Here is a 14,741-nt window from a genome sequence, read left to right on the forward strand (position 1 = left end):
CCTCAGCCGCCTATCCAAAGGGCTATGCGCTGCATACGACCCTTTTAGGCGATTGCACCCCTTGCTCCACCGGGCGCGCCGCGCTAATCCGCCCTGGACAAGAATTCTAGCGGCCATCAGGTGGTCGTCACGCAAGGTCGGAGGAAAGCAATGGCAGTCAAGGTTGCGATCAACGGGTTCGGCCGCATCGGCCGTCTGGTCCTGCGCGCCATCTATGAGAGCGGGCGCACCGACGTCGAAGTGGTCGGCATCAACGACCTGGCCGACGTGAAGACCAATGCCCACCTTCTGAAGTATGACAGCGTCCACGGTCGCTTCCCCGGCACCGTCGAGGTCGAGGGCACGGACCTGGTGGTCAACGGCCACCGCATCAAGTGCGTGCAGCAGCGCGATCCGGCCCAGCTCCCCTGGGGCGATCTCGGCGTCGATGTGGCGATGGAATGCTCCGGCATCTTCACCAAGCGCGACGATGCCGCCAAGCATCTGACCGCCGGCGCCAAGAAGGTGCTGATCTCCGCCCCGGCGACGGACGAGGACCTCACGGTCGTCTATGGCGTGAACCATGACAAGCTGACGCCGGAGCACACCATCGTCTCCAACGCGTCCTGCACCACCAACTGCCTGGCCCCGGTCGCGTTCGTGCTGCACAACGCCATCGGCATCGATCATGGCTTCATGACCACGATCCACAGCTACACCGGCGACCAGCGCACCGTGGACACCATGCACAAGGACCTGCACCGCGCCCGCGCTGCGGCCCTGAACATGATCCCGACCTCCACCGGTGCCGCCAAGGCCGTGGGCAAGGTGCTGCCGGACCTGAAGGGCAAGCTGGACGGAACCGCCATCCGCGTGCCGACCCCGAACGTGTCCGTGGTGGACTTCAAGTTTGTCGCCAAGCGCGCCACCAGCGCGGAAGAGATCCAGAAGCTGATCAAGGACGCCGCCAACGGCCCGCTGAAGGGCATCCTGGGCGCCTATGATGAGCCGCTGGTCTCCACCGACTTCAACCACGACCCGCGCAGCTCCATTTTCGCACTGAATGAGACCAAGGTCATCGACGGCACCTTCGTGCGCATCATGACCTGGTACGACAACGAGTGGGGCTTCTCCAACCGCATGAGCGACACCGCCGTCGCCATGAGCAAGGTCGGCTGAATACGCGCTTAACTCCCCTTAAGGGATTAGGGTAAAGTATGGACCGGGCGCTGCCTGTCAGGGGCGGCGCCCTTTCCTTTTCGCGAGGGCTCTGCCATGTCCGGCCAGCACTCCGCGACCCTTCCCATCGCTGTTTCTTGGATTAGATTAAGCTCATGACCCCGACCGAGATCACAAAGCTCCAGGCCTATCTGCGCAAGGCGTTCGGTAACGACCGGATCACCGTCGCGGCCCCGAAGAAGAAGGGCCAGCCGGCGGAGGTCATGGTGGGTTCCGAATTCATCGGCACCCTCTACCGGGATGAGGAGGATGGCGACGTCTCCTATGACTTCAACATGTCGATCCTGGCGGAAGACCTGCCGAAGTAAGCGCGACGGCCTTCGTGTCCACGGGTGCTGAGGGATGTCCTGGCCGCACGCATCGCAGCCCCGTGCCCGCCAGCTTCCCCCGTGATGCATCAGCCCTATCTTCCCGTCCGCATCCGAAGCCTTGAGGATGGGCGCGCCGCGCTCGCCATCGGGCGGGAACTGGGCATTCCCGTCCTCCTGGCCAGCGATCCCGGTGCTGCCGGATTTGCCGGGCCGGGCTGGTGGACAGCCCTGGTCCGGCTTCTGGCGCAGGACGCGCCCGATCAACCCTTCACTGCCATCCTGGACTGTGGCGGTGCGCCCGGCCTCGTGCTGGCCGCGCTGCGCGCAGGCGTAACGGACGTGGCTTTCGACGGGCCTGCCAAGGTCGCGGCAAAGTTGACGGACATCGCCGCACAGTCCGGAGCCCGACTGCACCCGCCCGTGCGACAGGCGGCAGACCTTCGAGGCTCACGCGATCGGATAGGGCGACTACGCCGAATCGCTTCCAGATTTGCTGTTTCCGGTCAGATGTAGTGCTTTCGTAAGCGCTACTTGCGCTTTCAGACCCCTTTTCGGCGCGTTGCATTGCGGCATCGCGTGGGCTATCAAGCCGCCATTGCCGATATCCACGAAATCGAGGCAGGAAACGCTATGAAGCTCACCCGGCGCGTGAAGGAAATCCTTTCCTGGTACGAAAGCGACAATCCAGGCACCAAGGCCAATCTGGCCCGCATGCTGATGGAAGGCCGCCTCGGCGGCACCGGTAAGATGATCATCCTGCCCGTGGACCAGGGCTTCGAGCACGGGCCTGCGCGCAGCTTCGCCATGAACCCGGCGGCCTATGATCCGCACTACCATTACCAGCTCGCCATCGATGCCGGGCTGAACGCCTATGCCGCCCCGCTGGGCCCGATGGAGGCCGCGGCCGGTACCTTCGCCGGTTCCCTGCCGCTGATCCTGAAGATGAACAGCGCCAACAGCCTGTCCACCCAGACCACGGGTCCGGACCAGGCAGTCACGGCCACCGTCGCGGACGCGCTGCGCCTTGGCGCGTCGGCCATCGGCTTCACGATCTATCCCGGTTCGGAAGCCATGTACGACCAGTATGAGGAAATCCGCGAGCTGTCGGCCGAGGCGAAGGCCTGCGGCCTGGCCACGGTGATCTGGTCCTATCCGCGCGGCGGCAACCTCACCAAGGAAGGTGAGCTGGCCATGGACGTGATCGCCTACGCCGCCCACATGGCGGCGCTGCTGGGCGCGCACATCATCAAGGTCAAGCTGCCGAGCGACCATCTGGAGCAGGCGGAGGCCAAGAAGGTCTATCAGAAGCACGGCGTGAAGATCGACACGCTGGCCGACCGCGTCCGCCATGTCATGGAGTCCAGCTTCAACGGCCGCCGCATCGTCGTCTTCTCCGGCGGCGCTGCGAAGGGCGAGGATGCGGTGTTCGAGGATGCCCGCGCCATCCGCGACGGCGGCGGCAACGGCTCCATCATCGGCCGCAACGCCTTCCAGCGCTCCCGCGAGGACGCGCTGGCCCTGCTGGACCGTCTGGTCAGGATCTACCAGGGCAAGGAGTAAGCCCGCCGGCGGGGCGCTTCGCCCCGTCAGCGGCCGAAGTGCAGAGATTGAAGCAGATGAGCGGCCCCGCCGGTACCGGCGGGGCCGTTTTCATGTCCACCCACCTGCCGCTTTGCAACTGCTCAATGGCAACATAAGCTGCTTTCGCTAATGCAACCGGCAGGATGGAGGGCGGGGTGGTGCAAGACGCAGCGTCGGCGGTACTGGACAGCGCGTCCGCCGTGCGGATCGTCCGGCTGGACAGAGAAACGGCGGAAGCGCATCTGGACGGGTTGGTTGAACTGCTCCGCGACTCGGTCGCCGGCGGCGCGTCCGTCGGCTATGTGGCCGTTCCCGACAAGGTGGAAGCGGAGGCCTTCTGGCATGGCGTGCTCGCCGCCATGCCGTCCGGGGCGGCGGAGCTGTTCGTGGCCTTGCGTGGCGGACAGGCGGTCGGCACCGTCCAGCTTCAACCCAGCCCCAAGGCGAATCAGCGGCACAGGGGCGACATCGCCAAGCTGCTGGTCCACAGCAGCGCCCGGCGACTCGGCATCGGCAAGGCGCTGATGAAGGCTACGGAGGCGCGGGCGGCGGAGCGCGGTCTGACGCTGCTCACCCTCGATACATGCGAGGGCGGCGTGGCGGAACGGCTCTATGCCGAGCGGGGTTGGGTGCGGGTGGGCGCGATACCGGACTTCGCGGTCCATACCGACGGCCAGCTCGGGGCCACGGTCATCTATTACAAGTCCCTGGGAACTGGCGAATGACCATCCGCGTCGGCATCATCGGTCTCGGCATCATGGGGCGGCGGATGGCGCAGCGCATGGTGGATCATGGCGGATTCGCCGTGGTCGCCGGCTGGGACCCGGACCCGCTGGCCGTCGCCGCGACCCGTGAACTGGCGCCGGAGATGGACGGGCGGGCCGGTGCCGACCAGTTGGTCGCCACGGCCGATCTAGATCTGGTCTACGTCGCGTCCCCGCCGGCCACCCACTTGGCCCACGCCGCCCTGGCCTTCGATGCCGGAAAGCCCGTGCTGTGCGAGAAGCCGCTGGCCGTCGACCTGCGGGAAGCGGAGAGGATGGTGGAGCGGGTGGACCGGGAAAATCTACGCGCCGCCGTGAACTATCCCATCGCCTCGACCGCGGCCCTGGCCTACATGGCGGAGGCTCTCCGGTCCGAGGCGCTGGGCCGCATCCGGGCCGGGCATGTGGAGGCGGCGTTCCGCACTTGGCCCCGCCCGTGGCAGCAGGCCGCTGCGTTCTGGCTGGACGGCCGGGCGGAGGGCGGTTTCACGCGGGAAGTGGTTTCGCACTTCCTGTTTGTGCTGCGCCGGCTGCTGGGTCCGCTGGACGTGCTGGACAGCAAGGTGAGCTATCCGGAGGAAGACAGGTCGGAGCGGGAGCTTACTGCCAAGGTGACCGCTGGCGGGGTTCTCATCACCCTCTCGGGTCATGTCGGCCGGATCGAGGCTGACGACCGCAACTCGACCATGGTCGAAGGCGAGGACGGCGCACTGCGCCTCGCCAACTGGACCACGCTGGAGCGTGGAACGGCGACGGGATGGGTTCCCGTGCCGGAAGCCAAGGACCCGCGGCCGGTCGGCCATCGGCATCTGGACGCCGTGGCCGACTGGCTGGCCGGCCGTCCGCACCCGCTGGCCAGCTTCGGGGAGGCGCTGGAAGTGCAGCGAACGGTGGAGCGGCTGCTGGCCGGCGTCTGAGCCGGTTTTTCAGGCTGTGAGCAGGCTGCCCGTGCGGGGCAGCGGCTGTGTCCCCGCGATGCTCATCACCGTGTCTCCGGCGCCGGCGAACCGCTCCTGGCTGCGCGACCAGACCGGCCCGGAGACGATGGCGCGGCAGGGATGCCGATCCCCGCTCCAGGGGTCCAGAATTTCAGCGACGAGATCTCCCGCCTGCACGGTCTGGCCGACCGCGGCCTTGTAGACGATTACCCCGGCCACAGGGGCCTTCACCCGGTCGACCCCGGCCAGCGGCGTCGGGGCGCAGAGCGGGGCAGGGGCGGGTTCCGGCTCCCCTGCGATTGCGCCCCGCACCATCAGGTGGGAGATGATGGCGTCCGCATCCGCTGCGGCGGCCGGATCGTCCACATCCGACATGCCGCGAAGCTCCACAGTGGTGGCGGCGCAAGCCATCGGCAGATCGGCGCCGAGCTTCTCGCCCAGCCGCCGCCAGAAACCGGAACAGGTCTCATCGAACGGCTCTCCGCCCGAATCGGCCTCAAGCAAGGCGGCGCGGCAGCCGAGCCGAGCGGACAGGTCGGCGAATCCGTCCCACAACTCCGGCATGGTGTAGAGGTGCATCGCCGCTTCCGAGTCGCAGTGCAGGTCCAGCACCACGTCGGCATCCATGGCGTAGGACAGCAGCGTGCGGCGCAGGGCATCCGCCTGACTGGAAATCTGATGCACGGCCAGGGCTTGGCGCAGGGCGGCGCGGATGGCGGCGACGCCGGCTGCGCCAGGATCGACGCGGTCGCCGACCAGCTCTGCCACCCGGTCCGTCAGGTTGGGGAAGGCGCGGTTGAAATTGACGCCGCTCGCCAGTTCGAACCGGCCGAGGAGTTGACCCTGAAGCGTCTGGTCGATGCCGATGGGGTTCGCCATCGGAACCAGCACGATTTCGCCCCGGATGGTCCCGGCCGCATCCAGTTCCCGCAGCCGGCCCAGCAAGTGGCCGGCGACCAGCAGTCCGGGTATCTCGCCCGCATGGAGGCCAGCCTGGATATAGACCTTCGGCGCGGCTCCGGCCGTCCCGAACCGGTGGACCCGGAGCGACCGCTGTGTGCCGGGCCGCCCATGGGGAAGGGGAATGTCCTGGATGTCGTGTGTCATGCCGTCTTTCTACCGCTGGGGCGGACAGGTCGTCCAGCCCGGCTGGCGGAATGGCCCGGCGGGTGGCACACTCGCGCAGGTGGAGGGTGATGGATGGTTCTGCGCGCGTTTCTGCCCGGTCGATCCGTGCCGGTTGCCGCCATGGCCATCGGGGCGGCGTTGGCCGTCTATGGTCTGGCCAGCGCCCCGGCTCCTCCATCTCCAGGGATCGCGGAAGCGCTGATCGGGCTGTTTCTGATCGCTGGCGCGGGGCTTGCCCGCCCTTTGTGGCTGGGCAGCTTCTATCTGTTGCGTAGCCCCGATCTCCGCCCGTCTGAGGCGGGGGCCTGCCTCGCTTTGCTGCTTGCAGTCTGGCCCGGCCTTCTGTCGGGACTCGCACGCGGCTGGCCCTATGCGGAGATGGCGCGCGACCTGCTGCCCCTGGCCTTTCTCTTCCTGCCAGTCCTGGTGCGCTACCGCGCCGGGGCCGAAACGGAGGCGGCGCTAGACGCAATCGCCTGGGCGCTTGCCGGGGTCGGGCTGGCCTATGCGCTACGCTGGTGGGTGGACCTGAATGCCTCTCTCCGGACCATCGGCGCTGCCGCACTGATTGAGAAGCCGCCATTCCTATTGAAGAGCGCAGCTCTCCCCTTTGCTTCCGTCTGGCTGTTCGCCCGCGGTCTGGAAAAGGTCGGCTCGAACGTCCGCATCGGTGGGATCGTCGTCGGGTCGGCCCTGATGGTCGCCTCCTTTTCCTGTCTGGGCGCCTTGGCGGGGGCGGTGCACAGGGCCGGCCTGATTCTGTCCTGCGGCTCCATCCTGATCATACTCGTGCGCTATTTCGACGGGTCGGCAAAGGGACGGCTGGGAGCAACCGTGGTCCTGTCCATGCTCGGCCTTCTGTGGGGAGAGGCGGTGTCGGTTAGTGCCGATCTCGCAATGGAAAAAACCCGCGCCGTGGGCGTGAACAACCGCCTGGGAGAGCTCATGGCGGTGATCCGGCAGGCTGCCGCCGACCCGCTTTCCTTCCTCTTCGGCTATGGCTGGGGCGGTATGGTCAGAAGCCCGGCGGCCGGCGACATTGTCATTTCCTATACTCACAACTTCGCCACCTACATGCTGCTGAAGACGGGGGCGGTCGGGCTGTTGGGCATGGGAGCCTATGTCGCGACGATCCTGGCGCGCCTGCCTCATGCATGGCGCGCCCGGCCGGACCTGGTCCTGGCGCTGGCGCCGTCTCTCCTCATCGGGCTGCTTCTTCATACCACCTACAAGTATCTGTGCTTCGGTATCGTCCTGACACTGCTGCTACTAGCATCGGAGCCAGCGCTCCATCGCAAAGGTTGATATTTCCTTTACTCCTTTCGCGCGAACCATCATGCTCTAGCACTCAGTCGCCGGGCGGATACGGGGCGGTGGATGGATGGGCTGACGCAAGCCAGGATCATCGAGGAGGAGCGGCTGTCTGTCGCCGAGCTGGTGCGGCACGCCAGAATGGGCTGGCATCTGCTGGTCATTGGCGCGCTCATCGGCACCGCAGCCGCGCTGCTGGCCGTCCGCTTGGCGCAGCCCCAGTTCACGGCCCAGATGGTGGTCGGTCCCATCGCCCGCATCGGTCCGGCCGCCATGGGGCCGAAGCTTCCCACCCTGTCCGGCGGCGCCGGGCGTTCCATCACGGAGCCGGGACCCGGGGATGAGGCCCTGTCCGACTTCGCGCGGTTCCTCCGCTTGCTGGGTTCCGTGCCGGTGGCGCAGCGGCTTGCCGGGAATGGCAGCCTGATGCCCGGCATCTTCCATCGGTCCTGGGATGCCGGAACAGGAAGCTGGAAGCCTCCCGGCGGGTTGGTTCCAGCAGCGCGCCGGCTGCTGCTCTGGCTTGCCGGGCGCACCGGTTGGGTGCCGCCGGATGCCCAGGCCTTGTCGGAACATCTGCGCACCAACCTGGTCGTCGAGGCGCTGGGCGGCGGGCCGATGCAGCGGATTTCCTACCGGCACCAGGACCGCGCACTGGCAATGGCGGTCGTGGCCGGCGTGCATGCCGCGGCCGACAGGGCGCTACGGGCCGAAGCGGCACGCCGCGTGCTGGCGGAGATCGAATATGTCCGTGCGCGGCTGACAGAGGTCACGCATACGGAGCACCGAAGAGCACTGGTCGCCCTTCTGGCGGAGCAGGAGCGGCTACGCATGATGATCGACGTCGATCTGCCATTCGCAGCGGATGCCATCGAAACGGTAACGGCGCCGGTCCTTCCGGACTGGCCCGATCCGCTGGTGCTGGTCCCGTTCGGTGGCCTTGCCGGCTTCATGGCGACCCTGTTCTGGGTCTATGGGCGCGCCGCACTTCTTTCCGGGCGCAGGTGAACGGCATGGACCGAATCCCCGTGACGGCCATCGTGCTGACCCGCAACGAAGCGGAGAACCTGCCGGCTTGCCTGGACAGCTTGGCGCGGTTTGCGGAAGTGGTGGTGGTGGACAGTGACAGCACCGACGGTACCGCCGCCGTTGCCCGCGACCATGGCGCGCGGGTGGTGAGATTCGTCTGGAACCGGGCTTATCCGAAGAAGAAGCAGTGGAGCCTGGACGAGCTTGATCTGCTCCATGACTGGGTGATGTTCGTCGATGCCGACGAGCGCGTCACGCCGGCGCTGGCGGATGAGTTGGCGGCCCTGTTTGCTGCAGGGCCGATGTCCCTGGCCTATTTCGTGCGGGCGAGGCCGGTGGTGATGGGGCGGGTGCTACGCTTCGGCGCAGGCTTCCGCAAGATCGCCCTGCTGAACCGCCGCCGTTGCCGCTATCCGGTCTGCGACGATCTTGGCGTCGCCACCATGTGGGAGGTGGAAGGGCACTATCAGCCGACAGTGGACGGCCAGATCGGATCTCTCCGCCAGCCGATGCTGCACGATGACCGCAAGCCGCTTTACCAGTGGTTCGAGCGGCACAACCGCTATTCGGACTGGGAGGTGTGGTTGGATGGCCAGGAGCGTCGGCTACCGGTGTACCGGGCCGAAACACGCGCGCGGCGGCTGGCCAAACGGGTGTTCGCCCGTCTGCCCTGCCGCCCGCTGCTGGTATTTCTGGCTGTCTATATTGCCCGGCTGGGTGTCCTGGACGGTGGTCCCGGACTGCACTACGCCCTGAGCCGGGCATTCTATTACTGGCAGGTCGACTATAAACGTCGATGGACCGACGCCGAGCGCAAGGCCGGCCGCGATCCGGACCTGGCTTACTCGTCGTCCGATTCGTCTTCGGTGGCGTCGCCGGCCAGCGCCTTGATCAGCTCGAACGCACGCCGCCGCACATTCTCTTCCGGAATGCGGTAATACGCCCGCACCAGCTCCAGCGTCTCGCGCCGGGCCATCGACTCGAACTCCTGGGTCTCGCTCGGCTCGCCCAGCCCCTCGTCACCGGGAGACGGCAGGTCCTCGAAGAAGAAGGTGACCGGCACGCCCAGAACCTGGGACAGGTTGAACAGGCGGCTGGCGCTGATGCGGTTCGCGCCACGCTCATACTTCTGGAGCTGCTGGAAGGTGATTCCGACAGCTTCGCCAAGGGTCTCCTGGCTCAATCCCAGAAGCGTGCGGCGCAGGCGCAGGCGCTGACCGACATGAATGTCGATGGGGTTGGGGCCTTCACCCCGCTTCGACAGCGAATAGGCCTTGGCCAAAGTGGCCTTTCTCGAGCTCTTGTTAGCGCTCATTTCTATCTCCAACCTGGAACGGCGCCCCACACGCGCGGTGCAGAATGCTTAGCAGGCAAAAGGATTAGTCAACTCTGTCCCGAACGTGGAGCACTGATTCTCCACGGCACACCGGGCAGTTCGTCGCAGATCCAACCATAACGGTCAAAAGCGCCATGTGGCGCATGACTTTTTGCAGAATACGACAACTTAGGGGCCGAATGTAGAGGTAAAGCGCAGCCTGCCATAGAACTTCGGCCAAAACCGCCGCAAACTCCCCATGCCGAATTGGATAATACGGATGGATAAGCAAACAGCCAATGGCATGCACAGAGTCCAGCGTCTGAGCTGAAATTGTTCTTCCCGGCCCAGCCGCTCCTCTGTCCTGGAGCGTCCGCCCGACGCGAAGCACGCCACCGGGCGGGACACATGGACGCAGGTCCGGGCCGACCGCAGAGCTTCGAGCGTGAAACCGTAATCCGCCGCAATCCGCAGGTCGGTCCGGTACCGCAGACCACGGACCTGATCGTGGCGGTAGAGTATGGCGCAATGATGAGCGAACATCCCGTAGAAGGCCCAGCGCGGCCGGCGGGCGGGCCTGATGGCGGTCAGTCCGGGCGCAACCTCCTCCACCGCGTCGCCATAGACGAGGTCCGCATGCTCTCTCGCGGCGGCAAGGGCGGAGAGCGCCTTGGAGTCCGCCAGCCGGTCGCCCGCATTCAAGAACAGCAGCCACTCGCCGCGGGCCTGCTCCATGGCGCGGTTCATGGCGTCGAATGGGCCAGCGTCCGGTTTGCTGTCCCACCAGCCCATCTCACCGGCCCAGCCGGCCAGCAGCTCGGCCGTTCCATCCGTCGATCCGCCATCCGCCACAAGCCATTCGAAATCACGCCAGTCCTGCGCAATCAGGGAGGCGCGGGTCAGAGCTAGGCCGGCCGCATCGTTCCGGACCACCGTGATGACAGAGACTGCGGGCGCCATTGCGTCCCTCCCGGCTAGTCGAAGCTGGCGATGGCCGCCGCGGTCAGGGCAAGCTGGCTCAGGATCGTGGTCACGCTCTGGGCGATGGTCAGGAAGCCGTAGGGTTCCGCGTCCCGGGGCACGATGATCGTGGACCCTGGCGGAATCGCGTCCACGGCGTGACGGCCGATTTCCGAAAGCGGCTTGGCACTACCATCCGGCAGCAGCACGAAAATCCGCCCCCTGTCCGCATTGCGGGTCAGCCCGCCGGCCTCCTCCAGGTAGATCCGGCCGCTCTTGCCCGGGGCGAATTGAAGTACTGCAGGTGACAGCACTTCGCCGCTGACCGTCACGGTGAGCGGCCGCTTGGGAACGTAGAGCCGGTCGCCCGGCTCCAGCACCATGTCGAGATGGGGGCGGACGGCGAGGACCGCCGGGTCCGCCTCCATTGTGACACGGCCGACGGGGCCGGCGGTTCGCAGTTCCTCGACCAGACCGCGGGCCAGTTCGACATGCCTCGCATCCGGCGGGTCCGGCCGGAGCAGCGCCATGCTCAGCGAGCGCTCCATTTCCTCCGCTGCGCGCAGCAGGCCCTGGCGTTCAGCCTGCCGGGCGCTGTCGCGGATAAAGATCGCCCCGGCCGGATAGGCAGTGGGCAGCAGCCCGCCGGCCCTCGCCAGCACGGAGGAGAGCTTCTCACCCGGCAACAGGTCGAAATGACCGGGTTCCCGCACCTCGCCCGCCAGCACGATCCCGCCGCGCTGCGGCGACGGAGTGCGCCGGGGCACGCGAACCGCGTCACCGGGTCGTAGCATCAGCGATGCTGCTGCTGGCGAGGACAGGCGCAGCAGGCGTACAGGTTCCGCCGTTTCGGGATCACCGGCCACCATCTCCACGGAATCGGGGTCGGCCTGGGCCAGCAGGCCGCCGGCCGCGGCGATCAGGGCGGGCACCGTGGCGGAAACAGCGACCGGGTAAATGCCGGGTTCGGCCACTGCGCCGCGCAAGGACACGCTCCGATCCTCCAGCAGCCGGAGCAACGCCGCATCCGCCGGGAGAAGGTCCTTCGGCCCGGTCGCTTCCGGGCCGGTCAGGGCGGGTGGGGCTGTTGGTTCCTCCGGCCCGGCGGGGCTGTCCAGGATGGCACGCAACTGCGGCCTGGACAGGATTACGACCTTGTCCCGGTCCGCCAGACGCCGGTCGAATCCGCCCTCCATGACCTCCGCCGGTGCGAAGGGAACCAGGGTCCGGGCTCCTCGTGCGCGGTCCACCCGCTCTATGATGGCGAACAGCCCGTAGACATCGTCCGTCAGCGCCTCTCCCTTGCCGAGAAGATCGCGCAACGTACCCGCCCGGCGCAGGGGAATACGGCCGGGGTTCTTGACGGCTCCGGTCAGCTCCACCCAGGGCTCGGCAGCATCCAGGATGCCCAGCCCGCCCGCCGCGCCCACCATGGCCAGCGGCGCGCCCGTCGCACCCCCGGCCGCCGACACAAGCTCAGCCGGTGTGGCGCCGGGGCCGGCCGGATAGAAGCCGGGGCGCAGCACGCCCTCGCGCAGCAGGACGGCATGATCGAGCGCAAGCGGCAACAGATCCGGCTGTTCTGCGAACAGGACGGGGCAGGGCAGGTCGGGACCGGTCAGGGCGGCAGCCGCGGCGGCCATCGGCCCCGCCGCGAACGCGCCCTTGCCGTCGGCCGCGACCCGCGCCGCCAGGGCGGACAGGCCCGGACATTCCTTCGGCTGCGCGGGTGGCGACCGAAATGAGGTATCGCCCTCATCGCTGGCCATCAGGTCAAGTACGGCCCGGCTCGACAGGAAAGCGATCTCCTCCGGGCCGAACAGGACCAGCGAATCCCCATCCGCCAGGGCCGGCGCGGTTCCAGGGCGGCCGGCATGAATCGGAACCAGTCGCCGTGCCCCGCTGGTCGGGTCGAGCCCGACAAGCACCGCAAAAGGCAGATAGGCATCGTCCCGCGCCGCCCTGTTCGACAGCAGCCCCGCCGCCCCTGTTCCGGCAGACAGGGGACGGGGACCGGGTGAATGGACGTGGCCCAGCAAAGACACCGCCATTCGGCGGTCCGCCCGCGCCGGCTCGACGATCAGGATGTCGCCATGGGCCAGGCGGGCCGGCTGACCGGACTCCAACTCGATCAGCCGTTCGCTTCCGTCATGGGCGATGGTGGACAGGCGGAATGCCGATGGTCCGGGCCGCAGCGCGCCGCCGGCCAGGGCCAGCAGTTCCTCCGCATCCATCGCCTCCGCCTTCGCGGGAAGTTCGAAGATGCCGGGGCGTTGCACCTGCCCGGTGATGGCCAGGGTCGGGCCAAGGGGCGGCACGACGATCCTTGTCCCGTCCGCCAGCCGCTGATCCGCCGCACCTTCGCCGGTGTGCATCAGCTCGTACAGATCGACCGGCGTCCCGGCGGCCTCGCCCGGCTGCACCAGCTGGATCGAGCGCAGGCTGCCGGACGGCATCACGCCGCCGGCCGCGAACAGCGCGTCCAGCACAGTGGCGAAGGCGGACAGATCATGCCGGCCCGGTCGCCGCACCTCCCCCAGGATCAGGACGGAGAGACGGCGCGGGCGGGCCAGGGTGACGAAGGCGCGGGTATCCAGCAGGGTGGATGCGACCTCCGCCTCCACTTCCCGCCGCACCTCGCCAAGGGACCGGCCGCCGGCCTGGACGGGCCGCAGGCCATCGACGATCAGAAGCCCATCCGTGCCGACCGTATGGGATTCCTGGCTTGCCGTCTGGCCGCGCAGGGTCACGGTCAGGGTGTCGCCCGGCCCCAGCACATGCCCGTCCGCGATGGCGCCCATGGCCGGCTCTGCCCTGGCGCCTGTCTGATCGAACAGGGCATAACCATACTGGCGCAACGGCTCCCCGGCCCGGACCCCATAACTTTCCTCCAGCCGGTTCGGCGGGGGACCGTCTGACGCTGCCGGGCCAGCCGCGGAAAGAAGCAGGCCGGCGATGAGGAGGAGAAGGGCGCGCAAGGGCGGCATCGGCCTGTATGCAGCTAGAAGGAGCGTGGCCGATACCATACACAAGTATTGCGGGTCGTGTCAGCAAGGCCGCATGGCAATTGCCGCCTCCGCCTTGCTGCGGATAGGCTGGGTTGTTGACGGAAGCGGAGTTCCCTATGCGCATCTTCTATTCCGAGGATCACCGGCTTCAGCACGGCCGGGCCGAGCTGAATGACGGGAAGCTCGTCCCCTGCTTCGAGAAGCCGGAGCGGGCGGAAATCGTGTACCGGCAGGTGGCCGCCGCCGGGTTGGGGCCCATCCAGACGCCGCAGGATCTGGGGGAGGAGCCGATCCGCCGGGTCCATGACGGCGTCTATGTGGATTTCCTGAAGACCGTATGGGGCCGCTGGCTGGAGGAGCGGGGCGATTACGACATCCTGCCGCTGAACTGGATCGCGCCGAACATGCGCCGCCGCCGGCCGTCCAGCCTGGACGGGCAGTTGGGCTATCACAGCTATGATGCCGGAACGCCGATCACGGCGGGAACCTGGCGCGCCGCCTATGCGGGGGCGCAGTCCGCGGCGAACGGCGCGGCGCTGCTGGCGTCGGGGGCGGAGCGGTCGGCTTTCGCCCTGTGCCGGCCGCCGGGGCACCATGCCGGCACGGATTTCTATGGCGGTTACTGCTTCCTGAACAACGCCGCCATCGCGGCCCAGCTCCTGCGCGACCGGGGTGCGGCGCGGGTGGCGGTGCTGGATGTGGATTATCACCACGGCAACGGAACGCAGGAAATCTTCTGGAAGCGGGGCGATGTGCTCACCGTCTCCCTCCACGCCGATCCGGACGACGAATACCCCTATTTCAGCGGCTATGCCGACGAGGTCGGGGAAGGGCCGGGGGAGGGGGCGAATCTGAACATGCCCCTGCCCATCGGTACCGACTGGGCAAGCTATACGGGGGCGCTGTCCGCGGCTCTGGACCGGATCGCCGCCTTCGGGGCGGAGGCGCTGGTCGTCTCCCTGGGCGCGGACACCTTCGTCGGCGACCCGATTTCCCGCTTCAAGCTGCAGACGCCGGACTTCCTGCGCCTGGGCGCGCAGATCGGCGGGGCCGGCCTGCCCACCCTGTTCGTGCTGGAAGGCGGCTATGCGGTGGATGCGCTGGGGGTGAACGTGGCGAACGTGCTGACCGGCTTCGTCGGGCGCTGAACGCAAAAGGGGCCGCCCCCTGACGGGAGC

At 67.5% G+C, this 14,741-nt stretch carries 14 protein-coding genes; 10 read left to right on the forward strand and 4 right to left on the reverse strand.

Annotated features, from left to right (window positions below):
• Positions 1-150: 150 nt before the first annotated feature.
• The 6 genes from gap (at position 151) to DOL89_RS01655 (ending at position 4,791) form a co-directional block, all read left to right on the forward strand.
• Positions 151-1,158 carry a type I glyceraldehyde-3-phosphate dehydrogenase gene (gene gap, locus DOL89_RS01630; protein WP_119677582.1) on the forward strand — a complete coding sequence of 336 codons (1,008 nt, stop codon included), beginning with the start codon at positions 151-153 and terminating at the stop codon, positions 1,156-1,158.
• 155 nt (positions 1,159-1,313) lie between these two features.
• The gene (locus DOL89_RS01635) at positions 1,314-1,526 is read left to right on the forward strand and encodes a DUF3126 family protein (RefSeq protein ID WP_119677583.1); all 213 of its coding nucleotides are present in this window, start codon (positions 1,314-1,316) and stop codon (positions 1,524-1,526) included.
• A gap of 84 nt (positions 1,527-1,610) precedes the next feature.
• Positions 1,611-2,042: a beta/alpha barrel domain-containing protein gene (locus DOL89_RS01640; RefSeq protein WP_205574614.1), complete on the forward strand. Its 432-nt coding sequence runs from the start codon at positions 1,611-1,613 to the stop codon at positions 2,040-2,042.
• A gap of 117 nt (positions 2,043-2,159) precedes the next feature.
• Positions 2,160-3,089 carry a class I fructose-bisphosphate aldolase gene (locus tag DOL89_RS01645; RefSeq protein WP_119677584.1) on the forward strand — a complete coding sequence of 310 codons (930 nt, stop codon included), beginning with the start codon at positions 2,160-2,162 and terminating at the stop codon, positions 3,087-3,089.
• 179 nt (positions 3,090-3,268) lie between these two features.
• On the forward strand, positions 3,269-3,835 hold the full coding sequence (locus DOL89_RS01650) for a GNAT family N-acetyltransferase (RefSeq protein WP_205574615.1): 567 nt from the start codon (positions 3,269-3,271) through the stop codon (positions 3,833-3,835).
• Positions 3,832-4,791: a Gfo/Idh/MocA family protein gene (locus DOL89_RS01655; protein ID WP_119677586.1), complete on the forward strand. Its 960-nt coding sequence runs from the start codon at positions 3,832-3,834 to the stop codon at positions 4,789-4,791. The genes DOL89_RS01650 and DOL89_RS01655 overlap by 4 nt, the downstream gene beginning before the upstream one ends.
• 9 nt (positions 4,792-4,800) lie before the next feature.
• Here DOL89_RS01655 and DOL89_RS01660 read toward each other — a convergent pair whose 3' ends face one another.
• A complete protein-coding gene (locus DOL89_RS01660; RefSeq protein ID WP_119677587.1) occupies positions 4,801-5,919 on the reverse strand; it encodes a succinylglutamate desuccinylase/aspartoacylase family protein in 1,119 nt (372 codons plus the stop codon).
• A 93-nt stretch (positions 5,920-6,012) separates the two neighbouring features.
• On the opposite strand from DOL89_RS01660, the gene DOL89_RS01665 reads away from it, so the two are divergent.
• The 3 genes from DOL89_RS01665 (at position 6,013) to DOL89_RS01675 (ending at position 9,218) form a co-directional block, all read left to right on the forward strand.
• Complete coding sequence (locus tag DOL89_RS01665) at positions 6,013-7,245, forward strand: hypothetical protein (RefSeq protein ID WP_119677588.1); 1,233 nt, start codon at positions 6,013-6,015, stop codon at positions 7,243-7,245.
• A 72-nt stretch (positions 7,246-7,317) separates the two neighbouring features.
• Positions 7,318-8,259 (forward strand): hypothetical protein, encoded by a 942-nt coding sequence (locus DOL89_RS01670; protein ID WP_119677589.1) that lies wholly within the window; start codon positions 7,318-7,320, stop codon positions 8,257-8,259.
• Between the two features lie 5 nt (positions 8,260-8,264).
• Positions 8,265-9,218, forward strand: a complete 954-nt coding sequence (locus DOL89_RS01675) for a glycosyltransferase family 2 protein (RefSeq protein ID WP_119677590.1) — start codon at positions 8,265-8,267, stop codon at positions 9,216-9,218.
• Here the strand turns inward: DOL89_RS01675 and DOL89_RS01680 are convergent.
• From DOL89_RS01680 to DOL89_RS01690, 3 genes are all read right to left on the reverse strand, one after another.
• Positions 9,122-9,595, reverse strand: coding sequence for a helix-turn-helix domain-containing protein (locus tag DOL89_RS01680; protein WP_205574616.1), 474 nt, complete (start codon positions 9,593-9,595; stop codon positions 9,122-9,124). The two genes, DOL89_RS01675 and DOL89_RS01680, sit on opposite strands and share 97 nt — an antisense overlap.
• A 189-nt stretch (positions 9,596-9,784) precedes the next feature.
• Positions 9,785-10,555, reverse strand: a complete 771-nt coding sequence (locus DOL89_RS01685) for a glycosyltransferase family 2 protein (protein ID WP_119677592.1) — start codon at positions 10,553-10,555, stop codon at positions 9,785-9,787.
• A 14-nt stretch (positions 10,556-10,569) separates the two neighbouring features.
• Positions 10,570-13,542 carry an SLBB domain-containing protein gene (locus tag DOL89_RS01690; protein ID WP_162937268.1) on the reverse strand — a complete coding sequence of 991 codons (2,973 nt, stop codon included), beginning with the start codon at positions 13,540-13,542 and terminating at the stop codon, positions 10,570-10,572.
• Between the two features lie 137 nt (positions 13,543-13,679).
• Here DOL89_RS01690 and DOL89_RS01695 point away from each other — a divergent pair, with 137 nt between their 5' ends.
• Positions 13,680-14,711, forward strand: a complete 1,032-nt coding sequence (locus DOL89_RS01695) for a histone deacetylase family protein (protein WP_119677594.1) — start codon at positions 13,680-13,682, stop codon at positions 14,709-14,711.
• Positions 14,712-14,741 lie beyond the last annotated feature (30 nt).

This window comes from Indioceanicola profundi (assembly GCF_003568845.1).
Lineage (GTDB): Bacteria > Pseudomonadota > Alphaproteobacteria > Azospirillales > Azospirillaceae > Indioceanicola > Indioceanicola profundi.